This window comes from Enhydrobacter aerosaccus (assembly GCF_900167455.1).
GTDB classification, from domain to species: Bacteria; Pseudomonadota; Alphaproteobacteria; order Reyranellales; family Reyranellaceae; genus Reyranella; species Reyranella aerosaccus.
On the sequence record NZ_FUWJ01000010.1, the window covers coordinates 168,123 to 190,351 of the forward strand.

Annotated in this window: 21 protein-coding genes; 8 read left to right on the plus strand and 13 right to left on the minus strand. The window is 64.9% G+C overall.

Annotated elements, in window-relative coordinates:
• Positions 1 to 28 precede the first annotated feature (28 nt).
• A complete protein-coding gene (locus tag B5D62_RS26045) occupies positions 29 to 955 on the minus strand; it encodes an NAD-dependent epimerase/dehydratase family protein (protein WP_170921141.1) in 927 nt (308 codons plus the stop codon).
• A gap of 11 nt (positions 956 to 966) precedes the next feature.
• Complete coding sequence (locus B5D62_RS26050) at positions 967 to 2,724, minus strand: fatty acyl-AMP ligase (RefSeq protein ID WP_085936976.1); 1,758 nt, start codon at positions 2,722 to 2,724, stop codon at positions 967 to 969.
• A gap of 190 nt (positions 2,725 to 2,914) precedes the next feature.
• Between B5D62_RS26050 and B5D62_RS26055 the strand changes: the two genes are divergently transcribed.
• The 5 genes from B5D62_RS26055 (at position 2,915) to B5D62_RS26075 (ending at position 10,265) form a co-directional block, all read left to right on the plus strand.
• Positions 2,915 to 4,108 carry an aspartate aminotransferase family protein gene (locus B5D62_RS26055; RefSeq protein WP_218191313.1) on the plus strand — a complete coding sequence of 398 codons (1,194 nt, stop codon included), beginning with the start codon at positions 2,915 to 2,917 and terminating at the stop codon, positions 4,106 to 4,108.
• 6 nt (positions 4,109 to 4,114) lie between these two features.
• Entirely contained in the window at positions 4,115 to 5,041 is a 927-nt protein-coding gene (gene argF / locus B5D62_RS26060; RefSeq protein WP_085936978.1) for an ornithine carbamoyltransferase, read from the plus strand.
• Positions 5,042 to 5,054: 13 nt separating this feature from the next.
• Positions 5,055 to 6,017 (plus strand): Hsp33 family molecular chaperone HslO, encoded by a 963-nt coding sequence (gene hslO / locus B5D62_RS26065; RefSeq protein ID WP_085936979.1) that lies wholly within the window; start codon positions 5,055 to 5,057, stop codon positions 6,015 to 6,017.
• Positions 6,018 to 7,537: 1,520 nt separating this feature from the next.
• The gene (locus tag B5D62_RS26070) at positions 7,538 to 8,605 is read left to right on the plus strand and encodes a DMT family transporter (RefSeq protein ID WP_085936980.1); all 1,068 of its coding nucleotides are present in this window, start codon (positions 7,538 to 7,540) and stop codon (positions 8,603 to 8,605) included.
• A 133-nt stretch (positions 8,606 to 8,738) separates the two neighbouring features.
• Positions 8,739 to 10,265, plus strand: coding sequence for an ABC transporter substrate-binding protein (locus B5D62_RS26075; protein ID WP_085936981.1), 1,527 nt, complete (start codon positions 8,739 to 8,741; stop codon positions 10,263 to 10,265).
• 26 nt (positions 10,266 to 10,291) lie between these two features.
• On the opposite strand, the gene B5D62_RS26080 is transcribed toward B5D62_RS26075, so the two are convergent.
• Together B5D62_RS26080 and B5D62_RS26085 are read right to left on the minus strand one after the other, a co-directional pair.
• Positions 10,292 to 11,029, minus strand: coding sequence for a sulfite exporter TauE/SafE family protein (locus B5D62_RS26080; protein ID WP_085936982.1), 738 nt, complete (start codon positions 11,027 to 11,029; stop codon positions 10,292 to 10,294).
• A gap of 52 nt (positions 11,030 to 11,081) precedes the next feature.
• A complete protein-coding gene (locus tag B5D62_RS26085) occupies positions 11,082 to 12,008 on the minus strand; it encodes a TauD/TfdA family dioxygenase (protein ID WP_085936983.1) in 927 nt (308 codons plus the stop codon).
• 176 nt (positions 12,009 to 12,184) lie between these two features.
• Here B5D62_RS26085 and B5D62_RS26090 point away from each other — a divergent pair, with 176 nt between their 5' ends.
• A complete protein-coding gene (locus B5D62_RS26090) occupies positions 12,185 to 12,865 on the plus strand; it encodes a response regulator transcription factor (RefSeq protein WP_170921142.1) in 681 nt (226 codons plus the stop codon).
• Positions 12,862 to 14,274, plus strand: coding sequence for a sensor histidine kinase (locus B5D62_RS26095; RefSeq protein WP_085936985.1), 1,413 nt, complete (start codon positions 12,862 to 12,864; stop codon positions 14,272 to 14,274). Before B5D62_RS26090 ends, B5D62_RS26095 begins: the two co-directional genes overlap by 4 nt.
• A gap of 44 nt (positions 14,275 to 14,318) precedes the next feature.
• On the opposite strand, the gene argE is transcribed toward B5D62_RS26095, so the two are convergent.
• The 5 genes from argE to B5D62_RS26120 form a co-directional block, all read right to left on the minus strand.
• Positions 14,319 to 15,488 carry an acetylornithine deacetylase gene (gene argE, locus B5D62_RS26100; protein WP_085936986.1) on the minus strand — a complete coding sequence of 390 codons (1,170 nt, stop codon included), beginning with the start codon at positions 15,486 to 15,488 and terminating at the stop codon, positions 14,319 to 14,321.
• Between the two features lie 25 nt (positions 15,489 to 15,513).
• Complete coding sequence (folE, locus tag B5D62_RS26105; RefSeq protein ID WP_085936987.1) at positions 15,514 to 16,140, minus strand: GTP cyclohydrolase I FolE; 627 nt, start codon at positions 16,138 to 16,140, stop codon at positions 15,514 to 15,516.
• A gap of 28 nt (positions 16,141 to 16,168) precedes the next feature.
• Positions 16,169 to 16,561 (minus strand): Co2+/Mg2+ efflux protein ApaG, encoded by a 393-nt coding sequence (gene apaG, locus B5D62_RS26110; RefSeq protein WP_085936988.1) that lies wholly within the window; start codon positions 16,559 to 16,561, stop codon positions 16,169 to 16,171.
• Between the two features lie 78 nt (positions 16,562 to 16,639).
• Positions 16,640 to 17,548, minus strand: coding sequence for a cation diffusion facilitator family transporter (locus B5D62_RS26115; protein ID WP_085936989.1), 909 nt, complete (start codon positions 17,546 to 17,548; stop codon positions 16,640 to 16,642).
• A 24-nt stretch (positions 17,549 to 17,572) separates the two neighbouring features.
• Complete coding sequence (locus B5D62_RS26120; RefSeq protein WP_085936990.1) at positions 17,573 to 18,049, minus strand: PaaI family thioesterase; 477 nt, start codon at positions 18,047 to 18,049, stop codon at positions 17,573 to 17,575.
• Between the two features lie 148 nt (positions 18,050 to 18,197).
• Between B5D62_RS26120 and B5D62_RS26125 the strand changes: the two genes are divergently transcribed.
• On the plus strand, positions 18,198 to 18,578 hold the full coding sequence (locus tag B5D62_RS26125) for a MarR family winged helix-turn-helix transcriptional regulator (RefSeq protein ID WP_170921143.1): 381 nt from the start codon (positions 18,198 to 18,200) through the stop codon (positions 18,576 to 18,578).
• On the opposite strand, the gene B5D62_RS26130 is transcribed toward B5D62_RS26125, so the two are convergent.
• The 4 genes from B5D62_RS26130 to B5D62_RS26145 form a co-directional block, all read right to left on the minus strand.
• Positions 18,575 to 19,642, minus strand: coding sequence for an acyltransferase family protein (locus tag B5D62_RS26130; protein ID WP_170921144.1), 1,068 nt, complete (start codon positions 19,640 to 19,642; stop codon positions 18,575 to 18,577). The two genes, B5D62_RS26125 and B5D62_RS26130, sit on opposite strands and share 4 nt — an antisense overlap.
• A 133-nt stretch (positions 19,643 to 19,775) precedes the next feature.
• A complete protein-coding gene (locus B5D62_RS26135; protein WP_218191314.1) occupies positions 19,776 to 20,357 on the minus strand; it encodes a TenA family protein in 582 nt (193 codons plus the stop codon).
• A 51-nt stretch (positions 20,358 to 20,408) separates the two neighbouring features.
• Positions 20,409 to 20,825 carry a DUF3775 domain-containing protein gene (locus B5D62_RS26140; RefSeq protein ID WP_085936993.1) on the minus strand — a complete coding sequence of 139 codons (417 nt, stop codon included), beginning with the start codon at positions 20,823 to 20,825 and terminating at the stop codon, positions 20,409 to 20,411.
• 132 nt (positions 20,826 to 20,957) lie between these two features.
• Positions 20,958 to 22,172, minus strand: coding sequence for an O-succinylhomoserine sulfhydrylase (locus tag B5D62_RS26145; protein ID WP_139374099.1), 1,215 nt, complete (start codon positions 22,170 to 22,172; stop codon positions 20,958 to 20,960).
• Between the last annotated feature and the right edge of the window lie 57 nt (positions 22,173 to 22,229).

Genomic DNA, 22,229 nt, shown 5'->3' on the forward strand with positions numbered 1-22,229 from the left:
CAAATTGTTACGGTGTGTTTCACAGCCTTTAGAGCCATTTGTGGGCCCGGTACCACAAGATCGTGTCCCGGAAACCGGCCCCCAGATCATAACGAGGAGAGAAGCGGACGGCTGCCGCGAAGCGATGGTCGTGGGCCGTCCAATCCGGATGGAACAGCTCATTGACCTTGTTGGGCGTCAGGATTTGGACGGGGCCACCCAGGGCTTGGCCGATACCGTGAGCGCGGGCAATAACCTCAATCAGCATACGGGGAATCCGGAACAACCGTTCTCTCCGCCCGAGGGCCAATCCGGCTGCACGGGCCATGTCGGCATAGCTGTACCCGCCGTCCCGGCCATCATCGACTTCATATACGGCAGCCGGTAGCGGCTGCTCGAGGGCCATCGCCAGGGCCTCGGCCAGGTCGGCGACATGGATCAGGGCCAGGCGGGCCCCCGGAATGGCCGGCTGAGGCGCAATTCCCCGCGCCACGCTGCGGAAATAGGTCAGGGTTTCGCGATCGCCGGGTCCGTAGACCGCGGGCGCCCGCAGGGCGATCCACCGTCCCGCCCGTTCGGCCAGGACCTGTTCCGCCGCCCGCTTGCTGGCCGCGTAAGGCGACAGTTGCGGCTCACGGGCCGCCAAGGACGACAGCAGGACCAGCGGCACGTCCGGCGCGAGGGCCGAGAGCCGCGCCGTGCCGTCGCGGTTGACGGTGAAGAAGTCCTGCTCGCGGCGGGCCTTGATCAGGCCGGCGGCGTGAACCACGCCATCGACCCCGGCAACGAGCTGCCTTAGAGCCGCCTCGTCCGCCAAGTCGCCCCACACGATCTCGGCATCGACGGCGGCCAGCGACGGCAAGGGCGACCAGCGCCGGACCAGCAGGCGCAGGGTCCAGCCGCGCCGCGCCAGGGCGGCCACGAGATGCGGCCCGACGAAGCCCGTGGCGCCGGTGACCGCGATCCGCTTCGCCACGGCCGCGCGCCTCAGGCTGCCGCGGGCTTGGTCGATGACGGCGGCGGCGCGTACAGGCCCGCGAGGTAGTTGGCCCTGGCGCGTGCACGGGAGAGCTTGCCGGAGGACGTCATGGGCAGGCCGAGCGCCGGCGGCACCAGCACGACCTCGCAATCGACCACGACCGCCTCTCGCACGGCGCCGGCGACATCGCGGGCCAGTTCGGCCCGGGCTTCATCGCCCGAGACGCGGGCCACCACGGCGACGACCACGCGCTCGCCTTCGCCGCTATCGACCGAGAAGGCGGCCGAATCGCCGGTCTTCACCAGGCGCCGCCCCTCGATCGCCCACTCGATGTCCTGCGGCCAGACGTTGCGGCCATGGACGATGATCAGATCCTTGGCGCGGCCGGTCACCACGATCTCGCCGTCGAGCAGATAGCCGAGGTCGCCGGTATCGAGCCAGCCATCCTTCGACAGGACCGCATGCGAGGCCTCCGGCTCGTTGAAGTAGCCGGGCATGATGCTGGGCCCCTTCACGAAGATGCGGCCGACCTGCCGATCGCCCAGCACCGTGCCGCTCTCGTCGCGGACCTCGAGCTGATGACCGGGTAGCACGCGGCCGCAGACCACGAAGCGCCGCGCTGTCTGCGCGTCGGCCGAATCGGCGGCAGGCACGGCGCGTTGCTCGTTGCCGAGCGCGGCGCGATCGACCGTGTCGGTGCGGAAGCCGGTGCCGTGCGGACAGAAGGTGATGGCGAGGCAGACCTCGGCCATGCCGTAGCTCGGGATGAAGGCCGAGCGATTGAATCCCTTGGGTTCGAAGGCGGCGGCGAAACGCTCGAGCACTTCGGCGCGCACCATGTCACCGCCGATGCCGGCCACGCGCCAGGTCGACAGGTCGAGGTCGTCCGGCACCTGCATGGCGCCGCGGCGGGTGGCGAGGTCGTAGCCGAAGCTCGGGCTGTAGGCGATGGAGGCGCGGTTGCGCGAGATGAGGTTCAGCCACTGCATGGGGCGGCGGGCGAAGTCGCGCGGTGTCAGATAGTCGATCGAAAGCTGGCTCGACAGCGGCGCCATCAGGAAGCCGATCAGGCCCATGTCGTGATAAAGCGGCAGCCAGCTCACGGCGCGGTCGCCGATCACGACATCGAGCCCGGCCGGTCCGGTGATGCCAGCCAGATTCGCCATCAAGGCGCTCTGCTGAATGCGCACACCGTGCGGATGACGCGTGCTGCCGGAAGAGAACTGGATGTAGCAATCGTCGTCCGGACCGAGCGGCCGCAGATCGACCGGCTTCTCGGGCAGCGAATCGATCGCGCCGACGCCACCATGGAGACGCAGGTCCGGGAACTCGGCCGCCGCCTCGGCCAGGAAGCCGGCCAGGTCGTCGATGCCGACTGCCGCGACCGCGCCCGAGGCCGCGAACTGCCGCCGCAGCTGCTCGAGATAGGCTTCCTTGCCGCCGATGCCGACCGGGATCGATACCGGAACCGGCAGCATCCCTGCATATTGAGCGCCGAAGAAGGTGTCGAAGAAACCGGGCCAAGTGTCGGCAGTGATCAGGAGTCGGTCGCCGCGCGCGAATCCCGCCCCGATCAGCTTGCGGGCCACGACATGGGCCCGGTCGCGGATCTCGCACCAGGTCAGGGCCGCCAGCCGCTCGCCGCGCGCCGTATAAAAGGTGACGCCGGTTTCTCCCCGGGCGGCATAATCCAGCATCTCGGGCACCGACCGGAAGGTGGCGCGGCTGAAGGCGAGCTGGCTGTTGCGAGTAGGAAGAAGGGTCATGCCATGATCTTGGGGGAGGCGGTCTCCTAGCAGACGGGTCCCAGCCCCTCAAGGCGCGCGACTTCCGCCGCCCAAGTTGACACCTCCCGGGCGCGGTCCGATAGTGCCGAGCCCTCGTCATCAACCGGCATTTCCCATTCGGGACTTGCCGGCGTGGCGAGGCTTTTTTGCTTTCAAGGAGGATTACGCTGTGATTACGGCTGTGATGCCGACGTACGGTCGCAAGGACGTCGTGTTCGAACGCGGAGAGGGCAACTATCTCTACGCGACGGATGGCCGACGTTATGTCGACTTTACCTCCGGCATCGCCGTGAACGCGCTGGGCCACTGCCATCCCTACCTGGTCAAGGCCCTGACCGAGCAGGGATCGAAGCTCTGGCACACCTCCAACATCTATCGCATCGGCAATGGCGAGAAGCTGGCCAAGCGGCTGGTGGACCTCACCTTCGCCGACACGATGTTCTTCTGCAATTCCGGCGCCGAGGCGATCGAAGGCGGCATCAAGCTGATCCGCAAGTACCAGTACGTGAACGGCAAGCCGGGCCGGTACAAGATCATCTGCTTCCAGGCTGCCTTCCATGGCCGCCTGCTGAACGCGCTCGCCGCCACCGGTAACGAGAAGTACCTGGAGGGCTTCGGCCCGCCCGCGCCGGGCTATCGCCATGCGCCGCTGAACAACGCCAACGTCGTGCGCGACATGATCGACGATGAGACCGCCGGCATCCTGGTCGAGCCGATCCAGGGCGAGGGCGGCATCCGCGAGACGACGCCGGAGTTCCTCAAGGCGCTGCGCGCGATGTGCGACGAGTACGGCCTGCTGCTGTTCTACGACGAGATCCACACGGGTTTCGGCCGCACCGGCAAGCTGTTCGCCTACGAATGGTCGGGCGTCGCGCCCGACGTGATGGCGGTCGCCAAGGGCATGGGCGGCGGCTTCCCCATCGGCGCCTTCATGGCGACCGAGAAGGCAGCCGTCGGCATGGTGCCGGGCACGCACGGCTCGACCTATGGCGGCAATCCGCTTGCCACTGGCGTGGCCAACGCGGTGCTCGACGTGCTGACGCAGCCGGGCTTCATCGACGGCGTGCACGAGCGCGGCAAGTACCTCAAGGCCCAGCTCGAGGGCCTGGTGAAGAAGCATCCGGCGGTATTCGCCGAGGCGCGCGGCACCGGCTTCCTCCAGGGGCTGCGCTGCGTCGTCCCGGCCGGCGAGATGGTCGACCGCCTGCTGTCGCTCGGCCTGCTGGTGCCGATCGCGGGCGAGAACGTGATCCGCATCTTCCCGGCGCTGATCGCCGACAAGGCGGCGCTCGACGAGGGCCTCGCCCTGCTGGAGAAGGCCGCCCTGTCGTTCGAGGCCGATGCCGCCAAGGCCGCCGAGTAGCGCACCATGGCGACACCCAAGCATTTCCTCGACCTCGACCAGGTCGATCCCCGGACGCTTCGCCAGATCCTCGATCACGGCAAGGCGATGAAGAAGGCGCGGGCGAACGGCGGCCACGACAAGCCGCTCGCCGGCAAGACGCTCGCCATGATCTTCGAGAAGCCCTCGACCCGCACGCGCGTGTCGTTCGAGGTCGGCATGCGCGAGCTGGGCGGCCAGACCATCATGCTGGGCCGCACCGACACCCAGCTCGGCCGCGGCGAGACCATCGCCGACACCGCCCGGGTGCTGTCGCGCTATGTCGACATCATCATGATGCGCACCACCGTCGAGGAGAAGCTCCTCGAGATGGCCAAGTATGCGACCGTGCCGGTGATCAACGGCCTCACCGACAAGACGCATCCCTGCCAGCTCATGGCCGACGTCATGACCTACGAGGAGCATCGCGGCACCATTCGGGGCAAGTCGATCGCCTGGTCCGGCGATGGCAACAACATGGCGACGTCGTGGATCCACGCCGCGGTGCAGTTCGACTTCGAACTGCGCATCGCCTGCCCGCCGGAGCTCAAGCCGCCGGCGGACGTGGTGCAGTGGGCCGAGAAATCGCAGGGCCGCATCACCATCGGCCACGACCCCGAGACCATCGTGCGCAATGCCGATTGCGTCGTCACCGACACCTGGGTGTCGATGGGCGACGAGGATCCGCAAAGCCCGAGCGCGGCACGCCGGCACAACCTGCTGCGCGCCTACCAGGTCGACCAGCGCCTGATGAAACAGGCAAAGCCGGATGCCATCTTCATGCATTGCCTGCCCGCCCATCGCGGCGAGGAAGTGACCGCCGACGTGATCGACGGCCCGCAGTCCGTCGTGTTCGACGAAGCGGAGAACCGCCTGCACGCGCAGAAGAGCATCCTCGCCTGGTGCCTGTCGTGAGGGTGACCCGATAATGGGGACGTCGGAAGGCGGCCTCTGGACTTCCGACGACCAAGCCCTGCCGTTCCAGCTCGACGCGCTGGGCGTGCGCGGTCGCCTGGTGCGGCTGGGCCCGACCCTCGATGCGGTCATCGAGCGCCACGGCTATCCGCTTGCCGTGGCGCGGCCGCTCGCCGAGGCCATGGTGCTGTGCGCAGCGCTCGCCACCTCGCTCAAGTACGACGGCATCTTCACCCTGCAGATCACCGGCGACGGCCCGATCCGCCTGCTGGTCACCGACCTCACCACCGACGGCGCGCTGCGCGGCTATGCGCAGTTCGATTCGTGGAAGCTCGCCGTGGCGCTCGGTGCCGGCAACAGCGAGGCGCCCGACGGTTACGTGCCGAAGCTGTTCGGCAGCGGCCGTCTCGCCTTCACGGTCGATCAGGGCCAGTACACCGAGCGCTACCAGGGCGTGGTGCCCCTGGAGGGACCGACGCTGGCCGACTGCGCCCACACCTACTTCCGCCAGTCCGAGCAATTGCCGACCGGCATCAAGATCGCGGCCCGCCGCACCGTCACCGACGGCACGCCGCACTGGCGCGCCGCGGCGCTGATGGTGCAGCAGATGCCCGAGTTCGACGCCGGCCGCCTCGACATCGACGCCGAGCAGCGCGAGGACGACTGGCGCAAGGCGGTGATCCTGATGGCCTCGGCGACCGAGGCCGAGATGCTCGACCCCAACCTGCCGGCGAGCCACCTGCTCTACCGCCTGTTCCACCAGGAGCAGCCGCGCGTGTTCGAGACACGGCCCTTCATCGCGCGCTGCCGCTGCAGCCGCGCCCGCATCGACCGCGTGTTGCGCTCGATCAAGCGCGAGGAACTCGACGACATGCGCGATGCCACCGGCCGCGTATCGGTGAAGTGCGAGTTCTGCTCCACCGAGTACGCCTACGACGACAACGACCTCGACCGCATCTACGCCTCGGCGGCGTAATCCCACCCTCGCCGCGCCGGAAAAAAGCAGTTTTCCCGAAATCGCGGCGGCAGCGGCAAAAAACTTTTGCCCTCAAGGCGTTATGGCGTTTATCGCAATCTCTTTCCCGAACTTTCGGGAATTCCCGAAATCATTCCCGTCCACCCCTCCCCAGTCGACGTTCAAAAAGACAAAAAAGCGCGCCTCGCGAGGATCGCCATAAAACGCTGATTTGCCTGCACTTTGAGTCATTCCTCGCGAGAGTCGCGAGTCTCGCGAGCTTCGCGAGACCCGCACCGGCCCGGCGCGCAGACACGACGGCGCCGCCACTCCGATGCGAAAGGCACCATAGCAGATTATTGCTAAATACGCAATCACACCTTCTAGATGGCTAACCACCGATTCGCGTGTCCCTGAGAATTCACGCAGCGGCACGAATCAAAACCCCCGCCTTGCGACGGGGGGAAAGACCGGCAGGTGACCTTGGGATGCCGAGCCCTCACGAAGGGTCGTTTTGCTTGCGGAAAGCGACCGCAATCCGCAGCCGCGATAGCGGGGCATGGGGAACGATGAAGAGTTCGCCGAATAAGGCCTCTGGAGCGCTCAGCCTCGCGGACTTCCATCTTGTCCGAGGACACATTCCCCAAACGGAGATGATCCTCCCTGCGTCATCGACTTCCAAGTTGAGATCATCCAGCAAGACAGAGGTGAAGCTCCTGCTGCGAGAAGGCTCAACATCAAAAGAGTGCTCATCGGGACGATAAACCAAGATGCTGTTTGGTGCCCGCGACGTGGCGCGGTTTATTCGGAAGTGCATCTACGGCAAGCCCGCCGAAGTGCCGTACCTATACCCACGCCTCACTCCCGCACGACCACAAACCCATCGAACAACATTGACTGCATGTGGAGGTGATAGAAGCGGCGCCCAGGCCGACCACTAATTATCGGAGTCGAGAGCGGAAAAGTCTATCCGCCACGAGAAAGACGATCACAATCGCTAAAGCATAGATAAAAACCCACATAAGGTCATCTACGGCGAACTCATGCTTAGCAAGGTCCTTTATAAATTCCATTGCGTTGCTAATAACCGCAATTACAAGAAATGCTATAAAAAGCCTTCTATATATCAACCCAAGATGACATCGGAAAAACAAAGAAAGATAGCGTGAATAATGTGGCCATCGCACCAGCCACACTGTGCAAAGGATCGCTGCAGAAGCTTCAACACCTAACTTTAGGTTCTGGAATTCGTCTCCCATCATTGATTTCGCTCTACCGTTATTTTGGCGGCCGCACTGCCGCTGGGGATACTGCCATATTTGATCCCCTATTATCGCTTGAGCCTCCCCACCTGTAGGTGAGGTTCAGACCTCCGTATGCGCCACCACCTGCTCCCCACGATATACAGTAGCAAAGCGAGAGACGGCCGAAATCCGCAACTGCGATTTACCGATAAGCTCGTGCTGCTCCGCGATACCGAACCTGCCCACCAAATAGCCTCGCACCAACTCTGCTAGACTGCTCACGGAGGACGCACGGCGATGACCAGGTTGCGATCATATTCGGGGCCGTCGATGGCAATCGCCTCGGCCATGCTGTTCGGGGCGAGCACGCCGCTGGCCAAGCTCCTCCTCGGCAGCGGCATCGATCCGTGGCTGCTCGCCGGCCTCCTCTATCTCGGCTCCGGCATCGGGCTCGGCATCTTCTACCTCGTGCGACGGGCCCGCGGTAATCCTCCGGCAGAAGCGTCGCTCCGACGCAGCGACCTGTCCTGGCTAGGCCTCGTCGTCCTCTTCGGCGGCGTCGTCGGACCGCTGCTGCTCATGATCGGCCTGTCGCACACGGCGGCTTCCGCCGCCACCCTTCTGCTCAACATCGAAGGTCTCGCGACCATGGGCATCGCCTGGGTCGTGTTCAAGGAGAACGTCGACCGCTGGCTCCTCCTGGGGGCGCTGGCGATCCTCGCCGGCGCGGCGCTCCTGTCATGGCAGGGCGGCGGCACGGCCATCGGTCCGGGGGCGATCGCCATCATCGGCGCCTGCATCGCCTGGGGCATCGACAACAACCTCACGCGCAAGCTCTCGTCGGCCGACCCGGTTCAGATCGCCATGATCAAGGGGCTGGTTGCCGGGGCGACGAATCTGATCCTCGCCCTGTCCGGGGGCGCGAGCTTGCCGTCTCCCACCGCCGTTGCGGCGGCGGGCGCAGTCGGTTTCCTGGGCTACGGCGTCAGCCTTGTTCTGTTCGTCCTCGCCCTACGCCACGTCGGGACGGCGCGGACCGGCGCCTATTTCTCGACCGCGCCGTTCATCGGTGCGGTCCTGGCGGTGGGCCTGTTCGGCGAACCGTTGACGGTTCGGCTCGTGGTGGCGGCGCTGCTCATGGCGGTCGGCCTCTATCTCCACCTGGCCGAGCGGCACGCGCACGAACATCGCCACGAGGCGATCGAGCACAGCCATCGTCACGTTCACGACGAGCATCACCTGCACGAACACGGCCCAGCGGATCTGGCGGGAGAGCCGCACACGCATGTTCATCGTCATTCGGCCCTGACGCACCACCATCCTCACTATCCCGACCTGCACCATCGTCACGGTCACGCCCATTGAGGCCGCCGCCCTCCCGTCCGGCGCCAATGACCGGCCTGGAGGCGACGGCGCATCAATTGACGGCCTGCGCGTCATGGCACGGTGCATGCACGGCATGACGGCGTCTTCTGCGATCGCGTCCGATGGAGGAACCATGAGACAGCCAGGTCGTCGCGCCGCCGTCCTACTCGCCTGCTGGGCAGTGCTGCTGTCGATGTCCGGCGTCGCCCTGGCACAATCCACCCTGCGCATCGGGTTGGGCGACGATCCGGACGTGCTCGACCCCACCTTCTCGCGCACCTACACGGCGCGCATCGTCTTCTCGTCGATCTGCGACAAGCTGTTCGACATCGACGAGAAGCTGAACATCGTGCCGCAGCTCGCGCTCAGTCATGAGACCTCGGAGGACGGCAAGACCGTCACCATCAAGCTGCGCCCGGGCGTGAAGTTCCATGACGGCGAGGACTTCGACGCCGCCGCCGCCAAGTACAGCCTCGAACGTCACCTCAACATGAAAGGCTCGTTCCGCAAGCCCGAGATCTCGGCCATCGACTCCGTCGAGGTGGTCGATCCCCTGACCATCAAGCTGCATCTCAAGGCGCCCTTCTCGCCGCTGCTGGCCCAGCTCACCGACCGCGCCGGCATGATGGTGGCGCCCAAGGCCGCCGAGGCGGCGGGCGACAAGTTCGGCCTGCATCCGGTCTGTGCCGGCCCCTACAAGTTCGTCGAGCGCGTGCAGCAGGACCGCATCGTGGTCGAGAAGTTCGCCGACTACTGGAACAAGGACAACGTCTTCATCGACAAGATCACCTACCTGCCGATCGTCGATGCGACGGTGCGCCTGGCCAACCTGCGCTCGGGCGGGCTCGACCTGATCGAGCGTGTGCTCGCCACCGACATCAAGACCGTGCGCGAGGACAAGAAGCTCAGCCTCAGCAAGGCCGTATCGCTGGGCTGGTTCGGTCTGCTCATCAACGTCGCCAACGGCCCCAAGGCGGACAATCCATTAGGCAAGGACCCGCGCGTGCGTCGCGCCTTCGAGCTGTCGCTCGATCGCGAGGCCCTCAACCAGGTCGTGTTCAACGGCGAATTCGTGCCGGGCAATCAATGGGTCAGCCCGCAGAACCCGTACTATCAGCAGAAGTTCCCGATTCCCAAGCGGGACATCGCCAAGGCCAAGGCGCTGCTCAAGGAAGCCGGCGTCAATGGGCGGATACCGATCGACTTCATGGTCAACAACACGCCCGAAACGCGGGCCGTGGCCGAGGTCGTGCAGTCGATGGCGGCGGAGGCGGGTTTCGATCTCAAGATCCGCGTCACCGAGGTCGCGACGGCCCTGAAGACCGCGGAGGACGGCGATTTCCAGCTCTACGAGAACACCTGGAGCGGCCGCAGCGACCCCGACGGCAATTCGATCATCTACCAGGCCTGCGGCGCGCCGCAGAACATGGGCCATTACTGCGACAAGGAGGTCGATGCCTTGCACCAGCAGGCGCGGGCCGCCAGCGACGTCGCCGCGCGCAAGGCCATCTACGAAAAGCTCACCGAGCGTTTCCTGGCCAACGGCTGGATCATCTATCTCTACCACCCGCAGGTGCTGATCGCGCACACCGACCGGCTGCAGGGCTACACGCAACGCCCCGATGGATTGGTGCGGGTGGTCGGCCTCAAGCTGAAATAGCCGGTCCGTCCCGGCGGGCGCGGGCGTTACCCGAAGAGCGCCTGCAGTGGCATCAGCGTATCGGCGATCATCTTGGCGGCAAAGAACGTGATGCCGGCCTTGAGGGCGACAATACCCAGTCTTTCGGGAATTCGATCTCGAAAGAATCCGCCGACATAGGAGCCGGCGGCCGAGGCCACGATCATCAGTCCCGCCAGCTGCCAATAGCGCAGGAAGGGAAAACCCGCGGCGACGAACGCCGCGACCTTGAGACCGTGCAGCACGCTCATCTGCATGGCATGGGTCACGATCACCCGATTCTTGGGCAGGCCCTGTTTGATCAGAACCGGCTGGGAGAGCAGTCCGACGCTCGCCACGAACAGCGACAGGAACGTCTGCACGAAGGCGATCGAGAAGAAGCTGGTGAGGACGCGGCCCAACCTGTTCACCAGAGTGGTCCACGTGCAGAGCAGGATGAAGCCGCCGAGCAGGGCGGACAGGAAGAGATCCGGCAGTTTGCCGATGAAGAAGTAGCCGAGCGCTCCGCCGAGACAGGCGCCTGCCAGATAGGCCGGCAACAGCCGGGTATCGGCGTTGCGGTAATCAAAGACGAACCGGCTGCCATTGCTGACGAGCTGGGTCAGCCCGTGCAACGGGACCACGGCCGCCATCGGCATGAAGGACGGCATGACGGAGAGCAATCCCAGCCCGCCGCCGATGCCGACGGCCGCCGTCAGCAGCGACGTCAGGAAGCTTGCCGCCGACAGGCTGGCGATCGCTTCCATTCCCGGCCCCGCCATTACGCCGACGCCGTGCCGGGCACGGCGACGTCTGCCTTCACGCGCTCGCCCGGATGCCGATCGAGCGCGGAGGCGCCATCCGCGCTGCAATCGCCGGAGGCCGAATGTCATAGGCCTCGAAGCGCTTGAGCGCCCGTCGCTCGCGATGCTGGTCCGCCGCGTTTCTCAGCACCGGCAGACGATCATAAGCCAGCCAGACGCGCCGCAACTTGCGCTCCTTGCCCTCGCCGCCATCGCTGAACGAATCCCGGCCGTGCAGCATGCGATAGTTGTCGATCACCACGATCTGGCCCTTCGCGAGCGCGAGCCGGACCTGGTATCTCGGGTTCGAGAAATAGTTGCGCTGAAGATTGTGGAAGGCCTCGCTGGCCCAGTCCGCAATGTAGGCCGTTGAATCGTAGCGGAAGCGCAGCATGATCGCGCCGTCGTCGAGACATTCGAACACCGCCCGATCCAGCGCGATCTGGTCGTCCCGGCAATAGCTGACGCAGCCCTTGGTCGACAGGATCTTCAGATCGCCGGGATTTTCCCGCGCCAGGTCGTCGTACACCTGTTGAACATCGATGAGGATGCTGTCCCCGCCTGCCGCCGCGCTTTGCCAGCATTGCAGAACCAGCATCTTCGGCGGCAGGAGCTGGATATACTTTCCGTCGCGATGCACCAACCCATGCAGATACGAACCGTCCGTGTGCGGCATGAATTCATCGGAGGTTATGCCGGAATATTCCGAGCGAAACTTTTCCCAATCGCGGTTCACGATGGTTTCGGTGCTGATGCCGACAAGTCCATTGGCGTCGGCGCGAATATGCGTCTGAACATTGCCGAAATGCTCGGCGATCTCCTGCAGCGTCGACGTTTCGGCGTCCCAGGCATCGATGATGGCATAACCGCACGAGGCGACATGGTCGGCGATATGGCCGTAACGGTCGGCGAAGCTTTCGCGCGTGGAGCAGAAGAAAACCATCAATGCCGTCTCCAACGATAGATCATCGTTGCGAGGGATAGAGCGCCATCGCTGACGCAACGCTGACCGCCCAGTGACATTCTTTGGACCCGAGTTCACTCAGGATGCGATTGCAGTTGTTGCGCAAGGCAGCGTGCGTTCGTGACTCCATTTCCGCAGCGGCTATAGTCGAACGCATGCGATTGCTTGTCGTCGAAGACAATCAGAAGCTCGCCGGACTGATGGCGAAGCGACTGGTCGAGAATCTCTATTCGGTCGATGTCGTGGAGACGGTCGACGATGCGCGCGCCGCGGTTCAGCTGGTGGACTACGACCTCATCCTGCTCGACCTCTCCCTGCCCGACGGGGACGGCGTCGAGATCCTGCGATCGCTGCGCCGCTCCGGCCGCACGACGCGCGTCTTCGTTTCGACCGCGCGCGCCGATGTCGTGCAGCGTATCGAGATGCTCGACGAGGGCGCCGACGATTATCTCGTCAAGCCATTCGCCCTGGACGAGCTGCTGGCGCGCATTCGCGCCCTGCTGCGGCGATCGAGCGAGGCCCGACACCCTGTCCTGGAGGCCGGCCGGCTGTCCCTGGATGTCGGGTCACTGACCTTGCGCGTGGGCGGACAGATTACGTCCCTGCCGCGCCGGGAGCTCGGCGTTCTCATGGCTCTCCTTCTCAACCAGGGCCGGCTGGTGCCGCGGCGCAAGCTCGAAGAGGCGATCTATTCCTTCGACGCCGACGTCACCCCAAATGCGATCGAAGCCGTCGTGTCCAGACTTCGCCGCCGCCTCGAGGCGCTCGACGCGGGCGTGGCGATCACGGCGATGCGCGGGCTGGGCTATATCCTCGCACAAAGCGGCACGGCATGATCCGGGGGCGTCTCCGGAAGCTCTCCCACCAGTTGGCCTTTGAAATGGTGGTCGTGACCCTCGCGGTCTTCACCGTTCTGGTCATCGTTACCATCGGCTACTACTTCCTGGACAAGCCGGAGCTGCGCCGGCTGACGCTCGAGATGCAGGTCCGTCATATCGTCGACGCCATGCGTCGAGGCGACGATCCGACGGCATGGGAGCCTTACAGGCGCTATCCGAAGTCCTACGGCTTCCGCGTCTTCAATCACCGACAGGCGTTCCAGCGCAGCATCATCGCCCAGGCAAACCCCGAGTTGCTGCAGTCGCTCGAAACGGACGCCAAGGGACCGGCCGTGAATGCCGCCGCCGGTCGCGACCTCCTGAGCGGCGTCACCTCGATCACAACGGCGGACATCGACGGGGATGGCGAATCGGAGAATGTCTGGCTGATGACGGGTCGCAGCGAAGTCGGCGGTCACATCTACTGGGTGCAGGCGGCGATGGTGGACGATCCGGCCTGGCAGTGGAGGAGCGTCCTGGCCGGAGAGCTGATCGATCATGCCGTCGTGCCGACACTCTTCATCGTCCCGGCGCTCATGCTGGCCGTGTACTTCGCCGCCCGCCGAGCATTGCGGCCACTCAATCGCGTGGCCAGCCAGGCCAGCGAGCTGGGCGATGCGCTCACCTCCGGCCGGCCTTTCACACGTCTCTCCGGGGAAGGCCTGCCGCTCGAGTTCGACGGGGTGGTGTCGGGCATCAACGCGATGCTGACCAAGCTCGACCGCTCCCTGGCGCTGCAAAAGGAGTTCACCTCCGACGTCGCCCATCAGCTCAGGACACCCCTCGCTGTTCTGCTGCTGGAGGTCTCCGAGCTGCCGCCGGGAGAGGTCCGCGATCGCATCAGCCAGGAACTGGGGGACCTCGCGCATCTGGTCAACGAGCTGCTGAATTTCGCCCAGGCCGAAGATGCGATGGCACGCCAGCGTTACGACGTCGATATTGGCGGTGTCGCCAGAAAGGTATGCGAGGATCTCGCCGACGCGGCCTTCCGCTCCGGCAAGCAGATCGAACTGGACGAGCCGTTAACGAATGTCGTGGTGTCCGGCCATCCTGTCCTCATCGACGTGGCGATCCGCAACGTCGTGGAGAATGCGATCAAGCTGGCACCGCCGCGCTCGACCATCTCGATAAGGGTCGATGCGGACCGCACTGTCATTGTCGAGGACCGCGGACCGGGCGTCCCGGATACCCAGAAGGAGCTGATCTTCCGACGCTTCTGGCGAGGCGACAAACCGCGCACGCTCGGGAGCGGCGTCGGCTTGGCGCTGGTCAGGCGCATCGCCTTCCTGCACGGAGGAGATATCCATGTCGAAGACCGGCCGGGCGGCGGCGCCCGTTTCGTCATCGCGCTCGGCCTCGCGGCCTGACCGACAACGGCGCCGACGTCAGAGCCTGGCCGCTTGCCGCCAGACTAGTCCTGGCTGGCCCACTCGATCATGCGCCGCATGAAGCCCTCGCAGGCCTCGATCTGCGAGGCGAGGATGAATTCGTTGGGCTGGTGCGCCTGGGCGATGTCACCCGGGCCGCACACCACGGTCGGAACGCCCAACGTCTTGCGGAAGATGCCGGCCTCGGTGGCATAGACCACGCTACCGGCCGTGTTCGAGCCCGACCAGCGGGCGGCCAAGGCCTTGGCTTCGTCGTTGCCCTCGGCCGAGAAGGCCGGAGTCGAGGAGCGCAGCACCGTCTCGATGGTGGCCGCCGGATGCTTGGCCTTCATCTTCGGCAGCAGGTATTCCTTCAGCCACTTCTGCGCCCGCTCGCCGAGCTCCTCGATCGGCTGGGTCGGCAGTTCGCGATAGCCCCACAGCACCTCGCATTCGCGCGCCAGGATATTGCCGGCCGTGCCGCCCACGATGGTGCCGACATTGAAGGTCGCCGCCGCCGGCATGAATTCGCTGTTCTTGGGCGCCGCGGCCTCGAGCTCCTCCTGCACCTGGTTGAGGTAGTGGACGAACTCAGCGGCGAAATGGATGGCGCTGACGCCGAGATGGGTCATCGAGGAATGCGCCTCGAACCCGGTGAACTTGGTGATGTAGATCTGCGTGCCCTTGTGCGCGTGCACGACCGTCATCATGGTCGGCTCGCCGATGATGACGGCGCGCGGCTTGGGAACCTCGGCCGCCATCCGTGCCGCCAGCGAATGCGCACCGAAGCAGCCCACTTCCTCGTCATAGGACAGGGCGAAGTGGACCGGCTTCTTCAGCTTGGCCTTGAGGAATTCCGGCAGCATGGCGAGGCCGATGGCGGAGAACGCCTTCATGTCGCAGGTACCGCGGCCGTGATACTTGCCGTCCTTGAGCGTCAGTGTCCACGGATCCGTCACCCAGGGCTGGCCATCGACGGGCACCACGTCGGTATGGCCCGACAGCACCACGCCGCCCGCGACCTTGGGCCCAACGGTGGCGAACAGGTTGGCCTTGGAGCCGTCCTCGTTGGGCACCAGCTTTGAGTCGACGCCATGGCCCTTGAGGTAGCCCTGCACGTACTCGATCAGCGCCAGGTTGGAATTGCGCGAGGTGGTGTCGAATGCCACGAGACGACGCAGCATTTCGACCGAATCGACGGTCTCTCCAGCCATGATGGATCAGATGCTCTTTCGAAAATCAGAGGGATGAGCGGCCGATCATAGTCAGGAATTCGCGCCGGGTCTCGCCATTGTTGCGGAAGGCCCCCAGCATGCGGCTGGTCACCATCGCCACATCGGACTTGTGGACTCCACGGGTCGTCATGCACTGGTGGGCGGCCTCGATGACGACCGCCACGCCGCGCGGCTGCAGCACGTCCTGCAGCGTGTTGGCGATCTGGGCCGTGAGCTTCTCCTGAATCTGCAGCCGGCGGGCATAGGCATCGACCACGCGTGCGAGCTTGCTAATCCCGACCACGCGCCGGTCTGGCAGATAGCCGATGTGAACCTTGCCGATGATCGGCACCATATGATGCTCGCAATGCGATTCGAGGCGGATGTCGCGCAGCATCACGACCTCGTCGTAGCCCTCGACCTCCTCGAACGTCCGCTGCAGCATCTCGCGCGGATCCTCGTCGTAGCCGGCGAAGAACTCCTCGTAGGAGCGCACGACGCGATCGGGCGTTCCGACCAGCCCTTCGCGGTCGGGATCGTCGCCGGCCCAGAGGATCAGCGTACGCACCGCCGCCTCCGCTTCCTCGCGCGAAGGACGGGAAACGCCGGTGGCCATCGAGACCATGGCACTCTTCTTCAGGATCCTGTTCATTGATCTCTCTCCGCTCCGTCTGGACGGGTCAATTAAGCTGTCGCGACTCGCCTGGCGTGTCGAGTGAGAATGTCGGGATCTCGATATCGAAATTCTCTCCCGACTCGCTCACCATCTGATACGTGCCGCCCATGAAGCCGGATGAAGTCGAGAGCGGCGTTCCCGACGTATACTCGAACATCTCGCCGGGACGCAGCCGTGGCGTCTTGCCGACGACGCCCGGGCCCTTGACCTCCTGGCGCCGACCGAGACCGTCCGTGATCTTCCAATGCCGGCTGCGCAACTGCACCGTTTCATCACCCCTATTTTCTATGCGGACTTGGTAGGCCCACACATATTGCGACTTCGCCGGATCGGACTGATCCGGCAGATATTGCGGCCGCACGGTGACGCATATGGCACGGGTGGTAGCGGTGTACATCGGCAACGAAATCCCTCAACCCAGTCGAGATGGGAGTTTCCCGCCAAAAGGTCAAATGGCGCAAGCCGACGCAGCCCGCTACAGCCACTCCGGATCGGCGGTGAAATCGATGGTCAGCCAGCGTTCCGGCCCCTCTTCGCCGATCGCTTCGGAGATCTCGCGCCGAATGGCGTCGGCCACGCCGATGCTGGTGAAGGACCAATCCGGCGCCACCGCAATATGGATCTCGATGAACTGCGCGCGCCCGACCTTGGCCACGTAGCTCGTGAAGGAGCGAAAGCCGTGCTTGGCCACGATGCGCTGCATGACACTGCGGACGTGCTCGTCGAGATCGGGCGGCGTGATCAGCAGGATCTCGGTCAGCGCCTGGCGCACGGTGCGGATCGGCACGAAGACGAGGCAGAGCGACAGCACCGCCAGCACGACGGGATCGACATAGGGCAACCACGGATCGAAGCGCGAGCCTTCGGCCACCAGGGCGAGCAGGAAGGCGACCAGCAGCGCCGAGGTGATCAGCGCCGACATCAGCCAACTCTGCGCATCGAGCTGGACGAAGTCCGACCCGATCTGTTGGTTGGCGCGGCGTTGATAGAAGTACATGCCGAAGCAGCCGATGCAGACGACCACCGAGTAGGCGATGGCCCAGTCGAAGGCGAGCTGCCGGCCGCCGGCCAGGAAACTGCCGGCGGCATTCACGAAGGCATAGAAGCACAACAGCATCAGCGTGCCGCCGTTGAAGGCCAGCACCATGGGCTCGATGTGCCAGAAGCCGTACTGGAAGCGCCGGTTCTCGGTCTCGCGCGTCACCAGGCGCGAAACGAAGAGCGCCAAGCCCGACATCGCGGCATCGATCACCGAGAAGACGCCGTCGAACACGATCGACAGCGAGCCCGAGACCAGCCCGAAGGCGAGGCCGAACAGCGCCAGCGCCACGGTCATGGCGATGGAAATCTTCAGGATACGTTGTTCCGCGGCTGCCTCGAGCATGCCGCAGCCTAGCTCATTTCCGTGTCAGATCGGAAAGATCAGGCAGGTCGTCGTGCCGTGCGCCAGCAATCGTCCGGTGGAATCGGTCAGCCGTCCTTCCGCCGTGGCAATGCGGGAGCCGACATTGATGATCTTGCCCTCGGCCCGCACCTTGCCGGTGTTGGGCGTCATCGCCCGCACATAATTGATCTTGATCTCGACGGTCGTGTAGCTCGAGCCGGCCTTCAGGGTCGTATGCACGCTGAAGCCCATCACCGAGTCGAGCAGCGTGGCGGCGATGCCGCCATGGATGCTGCCGAGCGGATTGTAGTGGTCGGCGACGGGTTCGTAGCCGAACACCACGCGCCCGGCCTCGACCTCGGATATCCCGAAGCCGAGCGTGCGGGCGATCGGCGGCGCCGGCAGACGGCCTTCCATGATTCCGCGCGCCAGGGTCAAGCCATCCATCGTGCGCGCCTGTTCGATCGGCATCACGCCGAATCCCGCCTCCGGCATATCCATCTCGTTGCTCCCGCTATTTAGGTGTATATACACTTTTGTTCTTGGCCACGGCAAGCGGCGGCGCTAGGGTGGTGCCATGTCTTCGCCGGCTCCCCGCCTGTCCCCGATCGACTGCACATGCTTTCGGGTCAGGCGCGCGGCGCGGCGCATGACGGCGATCTATGGCCGCCATCTCGCGCCGACGGGCCTCAAGATCTCGCAATTCTCCGTGCTGGGCTTCATCATCGCCGAAGGGCCAGTGTCGATCGGCCGGCTGTCCGAGCTGGCGGCCACCGACCGCACCACCCTCAGCCGCAATCTGCGACCGCTGATCGATGACGGCCTCGTCGAGCAGGTCGCTTCGGGCGACAAGCGGCGCCGGGAGCTTCTGGCCACTGCCGCGGGGCGTGCCCTGTTCAAGCGCGCGCTGCCCTTGTGGGCCGAGGCTGAGCAGGAGGTACGCGCAGCGATGGGGCCGAGCCTTGCCGGCGAACTGCGCCAGGTCCTCGATCAATCCATGGAGAGACTTGCGCCGCTGCGGTCCGCCTAGCCGCCGAACAGCAGCCGCAGGCGCTGACGTCCCGCCTTCTCGATGCCGTTATGCCCTAGGCTGGCGCAGAACAGCGAGGCGCCGAGCATGAAGCTCATAAGCAGGAAGGAAGCTTCGGCCGATAGCCGATCGCGATCCCGAACGCCGACGGCCTCGAGCAGATTGGTGGTGATGAATTCCACCAGGCCGTGGAAGAGATAGAGCGCATAGGAAACTTCCCCCAGCCAGACGAGCGGCGCCACATTCAGCAGGCTCGAGATGCGGCCGTTGTTGCCGACAGCGGCGAGGATCAACGCGGGGAAGAGCAGGATCACGGCCAGATCGCTGGCGCCGAAATGCAGCAGCAGAAGCAGAACGATGACCAGAGTGATCAGAACGCCGTCGCGTCCCGACACGGTCGACCACGCTCCTCGGGCAAAGGCGGCATAGAGCAACGTGCCGATCAGGAACTCGGGCACACACCGCAACAGGGCAAGCGGGCCGTCCCATTGATCGAAGTCGTCGCCGGTGACCAGAGCGAACCAGGTCAGCAGAGCGACGAGGACAAGCGCCAGCAGGATCTTCGAGCGGCAGCGCGAGCGCCAGATCCACGGCAGGGCAAAGGGAAAGCCGAGATAGGCGACGAACTCGACGCTGATGGACCAGGCCGGATAGTTCCAGCTGAGCTGGCCGGCGTTCAGCCCCTGAAGCATGAAGAGGTTGGCCAGGAGTGCAGTGAAGGAGCGCGTGCCCTGCAGTGCAATCGCCTCGAAGGTGCCAGTGGCCGCATATTCCACCGCGCGCGATGCCAGCGCCGTGGCCAGGAACAGAGACAGGACGAACAGATGCAGCGGATAGAGCCGCGCGATCCGCGCCATCAGGAACTTCCAATATGATCCCCGCACCGGCTCGGTGAAGGTGCGCCAGTACACATGCGTGAGCACGAAGCCGCTCAGCATGAAGAACAGGTCGACGGCGAGATAGCCCTTGTCGAGCAGATGCGTATAGCGATCGGTATGCAATCCCGGCAAATAACGCGCCGCGTAGTGATAGAGCACCACCCACAAGGCGGCGAGGCCCCTCATGGGCGTCAGGGAATGCAGTTGAGCCGAACGTCCATTGCTCATCGCGTTGCCGGTGCTTCTGGGAGATGCACGGAAACGCATCACCCCACGCGGTGTTCCAAGGACGGCCGAGAAAGGTCGAACGATGGCAGCTTTAGGAAAGGCAGGCCGCGAAGAAGTCGTATTCCAGTTCCATCGCGCGACGATAATTCGCGCGAACAGGCTCGCTATCGACGGCATGCGTATCGAGCAGTCTCTCGAGCTGCGACGCCAGGGTTTCGAAACCGGGATCGGCGTATGTCTTCACCCAGTCGGCATAGAGCGGCGCCACCTCGCCGCGCGACAGCGTCTGGCCGAGAAAGGCATAGAGCCGCATGCAGGGCGTCATTGCCGCGATGGTCTCGCCCAACTCACCGGTGCGGGCGGTTTCCAGCAGGAAGTCGACATAGGCCCGCGTGGCCGTCCCGGGAACGACGTGGGCAAGATCGACCGACCAGCGTTCGGCATAGGCGGCGTGCAGCTTGAGTTCGTCGAGTACGCCGACGATCAGCTGCGCGAAGTCGTAGAGGTCCTGCCGCGACCGGCTGTGCGCGAGGCAGAAGGCATAGGCGCGCGCGAACGCTTCGAGAAAATAGGCATCCTGCGCAACGTACCGCTTGAAACACGACACCGGCAGAGAACCGTCGCCCAATCCGCGCACGAAGGGATGCGCGAGCGTCCGCTGCGCCCCATCCAAGTTCGATTTCCAGAGCGCCTGGGCAAGCGACACCATCGACCTCGAGGATGTTCAGAGATGGCCTTTCTCGAACTCCTCGCACGAACATCCGAATTCCGCCAGCCCGTCTTCGAGATGATCGGCCAGCATCGGCTTGCCGAGAAGATAGGCCGCCGTACGCTTGTTGCGGGCCCGTCGGGCCTCGCGACGCAGGTCCGGCCAATCGGAAATGTCGCCGTCGCCGCGGCCGAGCCATGTCAGCGCCACCAGATCGACCTGCTCCTCTTCGGTGAGGCCGTCGATGAAGGCGACCAGCTCATCGTAGGTGGGATCGTCGCCGTGAGCTTCCAGGACCGAGGCCATGGCGTCGTCGCTGGCGTTCGAGCCCGAGTCCGGATCCGTCTCGACATCCTGGACGTCGAACTCGCGCGCCTTGACGACGATGAAGCAAACCTTCTCCGGCGAAATCGACAATGCAGGCTCGGCCATCACATTCTCCCTCACGAGTGATGGCACCCTACGGCGACGCCGGAAAGATCACTTGAGGCAGATCAAGAGCGCGGCAACTCCCGTGGGCGGGCCGGCGGGCGGCTCTTGGGGTGCCGCCCGTTCACCCTGCTCCTATCCTTCGAGCGCCTGAAGCAGATCGGCAATCAGGTCGTCGGCATCCTCGAGGCCGACGGACAGACGCACCGTGCCGTCGGTGATGCCGAGCCTCGCCCGCTCCTCGGCGCCGATGCGCATGTGCGTGGTCGTGGCCGGATGCGTCACCAGGCTCTTGGCATCGCCGAGATTGTTGGAGATGTCGACGATCTGCAGGCGGTTGAGCGTATCGAAGGCTGCGCGCTTGCCGCCCTTGAGATCGAAGGTGACGACGCCGCCGCCGCCCGACATCTGCGCCATCGCAAGCTTGTGCTTGGGATGGTCGGCGCGTGCCGGATAGAGGACGCGAGCGATGGCCGGGTGCGCGGCGAGCGCGTCGGCGACACGGGCCGCATTGGCGCAATGGCGATCGATGCGCAGGCCCAGCGTCTCCAGCCCCTTGACCAGTACCCAGGCATTGAAGGGGCTGAGCGACGGTCCGGTGTTGCGGATGATGGGCTGCAGCTTGTCGATGATGAAGTCCTTCGATCCCAGCACCGCGCCGCCCAGGGTGCGCCCCTGGCCGTCGATGTACTTGGTGGCCGAATGGACCACGACATCGGCGCCCCATTCGAGCGGGCGTTGCAGGATCGGCGTCGCGAAGGCATTGTCGAGCACGACCTTGGCGCCGGCCTTGTGGGCGAGATCGCACACCGCCTTGATGTCGACGATGTCGAGCATGGGGTTGGAGGGCGATTCGAACAGCACGGCCTGGGTCGGCTTGCTCAGCGCCTTCTCCCAGGCATTGAGATCGCCACCGTCGACCAGCTCGCCCTGGATGCCGTATTTGGGCAGGAGATCGGCAACGATGTAGTGGCAGGAACCGAACAGCTGGCGCGCGGCGACAATGCGGTCACCGGCCTTGAGCAGCGCCAGCAGCGCGAAGAACACCGCCGACATGCCGGTCGAGGTAGCGCGACAGGCCTCGGCGCCTTCGAGCGCCGCCAGCCGGTTCTCGAACATCGTGACGGTCGGGTTGCCGAAGCGCGAATACTGGTAGTGGTCGACCTCGCCCTTGAAGGTGGCCTCGGCCTGCTCCGCGCTCGAATAGGCGTAGCCCGACGTCAGGAACAACGCTTCCGACGTCTCCTCGAAATTGGTGCGGATCTGTCCGCCGCGCACCGCGCGCGTCTGCGGCCGCCACTTGCTGGTGTCCGCCGTCCGCTTCGTCCTGTTCGGGGTCGAGCCGTCCATCGTCATTCTCCTCACCGCAACGGCGCCCGCCTTCAGAGGCGCGCGCAACGAAAAAGC

Coding starts and splice junctions, on each gene's coding strand:
- B5D62_RS26050 (WP_085936976.1), bottom strand. CDS start 2,724: ATGACCCTTCTTCCTACTCGCAACAGCCAGCTCGCCTTCAGCCGCGCC.
- argF (WP_085936978.1), top strand. CDS start 4,115: ATGGCGACACCCAAGCATTTCCTCGACCTCGACCAGGTCGATCCCCGG.
- hslO (WP_085936979.1), top strand. CDS start 5,055: ATGGGGACGTCGGAAGGCGGCCTCTGGACTTCCGACGACCAAGCCCTG.
- B5D62_RS26070 (WP_085936980.1), top strand. CDS start 7,538: ATGACCAGGTTGCGATCATATTCGGGGCCGTCGATGGCAATCGCCTCG.
- B5D62_RS26075 (WP_085936981.1), top strand. CDS start 8,739: ATGAGACAGCCAGGTCGTCGCGCCGCCGTCCTACTCGCCTGCTGGGCA.
- B5D62_RS26080 (WP_085936982.1), bottom strand. CDS start 11,029: ATGGAAGCGATCGCCAGCCTGTCGGCGGCAAGCTTCCTGACGTCGCTG.
- B5D62_RS26085 (WP_085936983.1), bottom strand. CDS start 12,008: ATGGTTTTCTTCTGCTCCACGCGCGAAAGCTTCGCCGACCGTTACGGC.
- B5D62_RS26090 (WP_170921142.1), top strand. CDS start 12,185: ATGCGATTGCTTGTCGTCGAAGACAATCAGAAGCTCGCCGGACTGATG.
- B5D62_RS26095 (WP_085936985.1), top strand. CDS start 12,862: ATGATCCGGGGGCGTCTCCGGAAGCTCTCCCACCAGTTGGCCTTTGAA.
- argE (WP_085936986.1), bottom strand. CDS start 15,488: ATGGCTGGAGAGACCGTCGATTCGGTCGAAATGCTGCGTCGTCTCGTG.
- folE (WP_085936987.1), bottom strand. CDS start 16,140: ATGAACAGGATCCTGAAGAAGAGTGCCATGGTCTCGATGGCCACCGGC.
- apaG (WP_085936988.1), bottom strand. CDS start 16,561: ATGTACACCGCTACCACCCGTGCCATATGCGTCACCGTGCGGCCGCAA.
- B5D62_RS26115 (WP_085936989.1), bottom strand. CDS start 17,548: ATGCTCGAGGCAGCCGCGGAACAACGTATCCTGAAGATTTCCATCGCC.
- B5D62_RS26120 (WP_085936990.1), bottom strand. CDS start 18,049: ATGGATATGCCGGAGGCGGGATTCGGCGTGATGCCGATCGAACAGGCG.
- B5D62_RS26125 (WP_170921143.1), top strand. CDS start 18,198: ATGACGGCGATCTATGGCCGCCATCTCGCGCCGACGGGCCTCAAGATC.
- B5D62_RS26130 (WP_170921144.1), bottom strand. CDS start 19,642: ATGAGGGGCCTCGCCGCCTTGTGGGTGGTGCTCTATCACTACGCGGCG.
- B5D62_RS26140 (WP_085936993.1), bottom strand. CDS start 20,825: ATGGCCGAGCCTGCATTGTCGATTTCGCCGGAGAAGGTTTGCTTCATC.
- B5D62_RS26145 (WP_139374099.1), bottom strand. CDS start 22,172: ATGGACGGCTCGACCCCGAACAGGACGAAGCGGACGGCGGACACCAGC.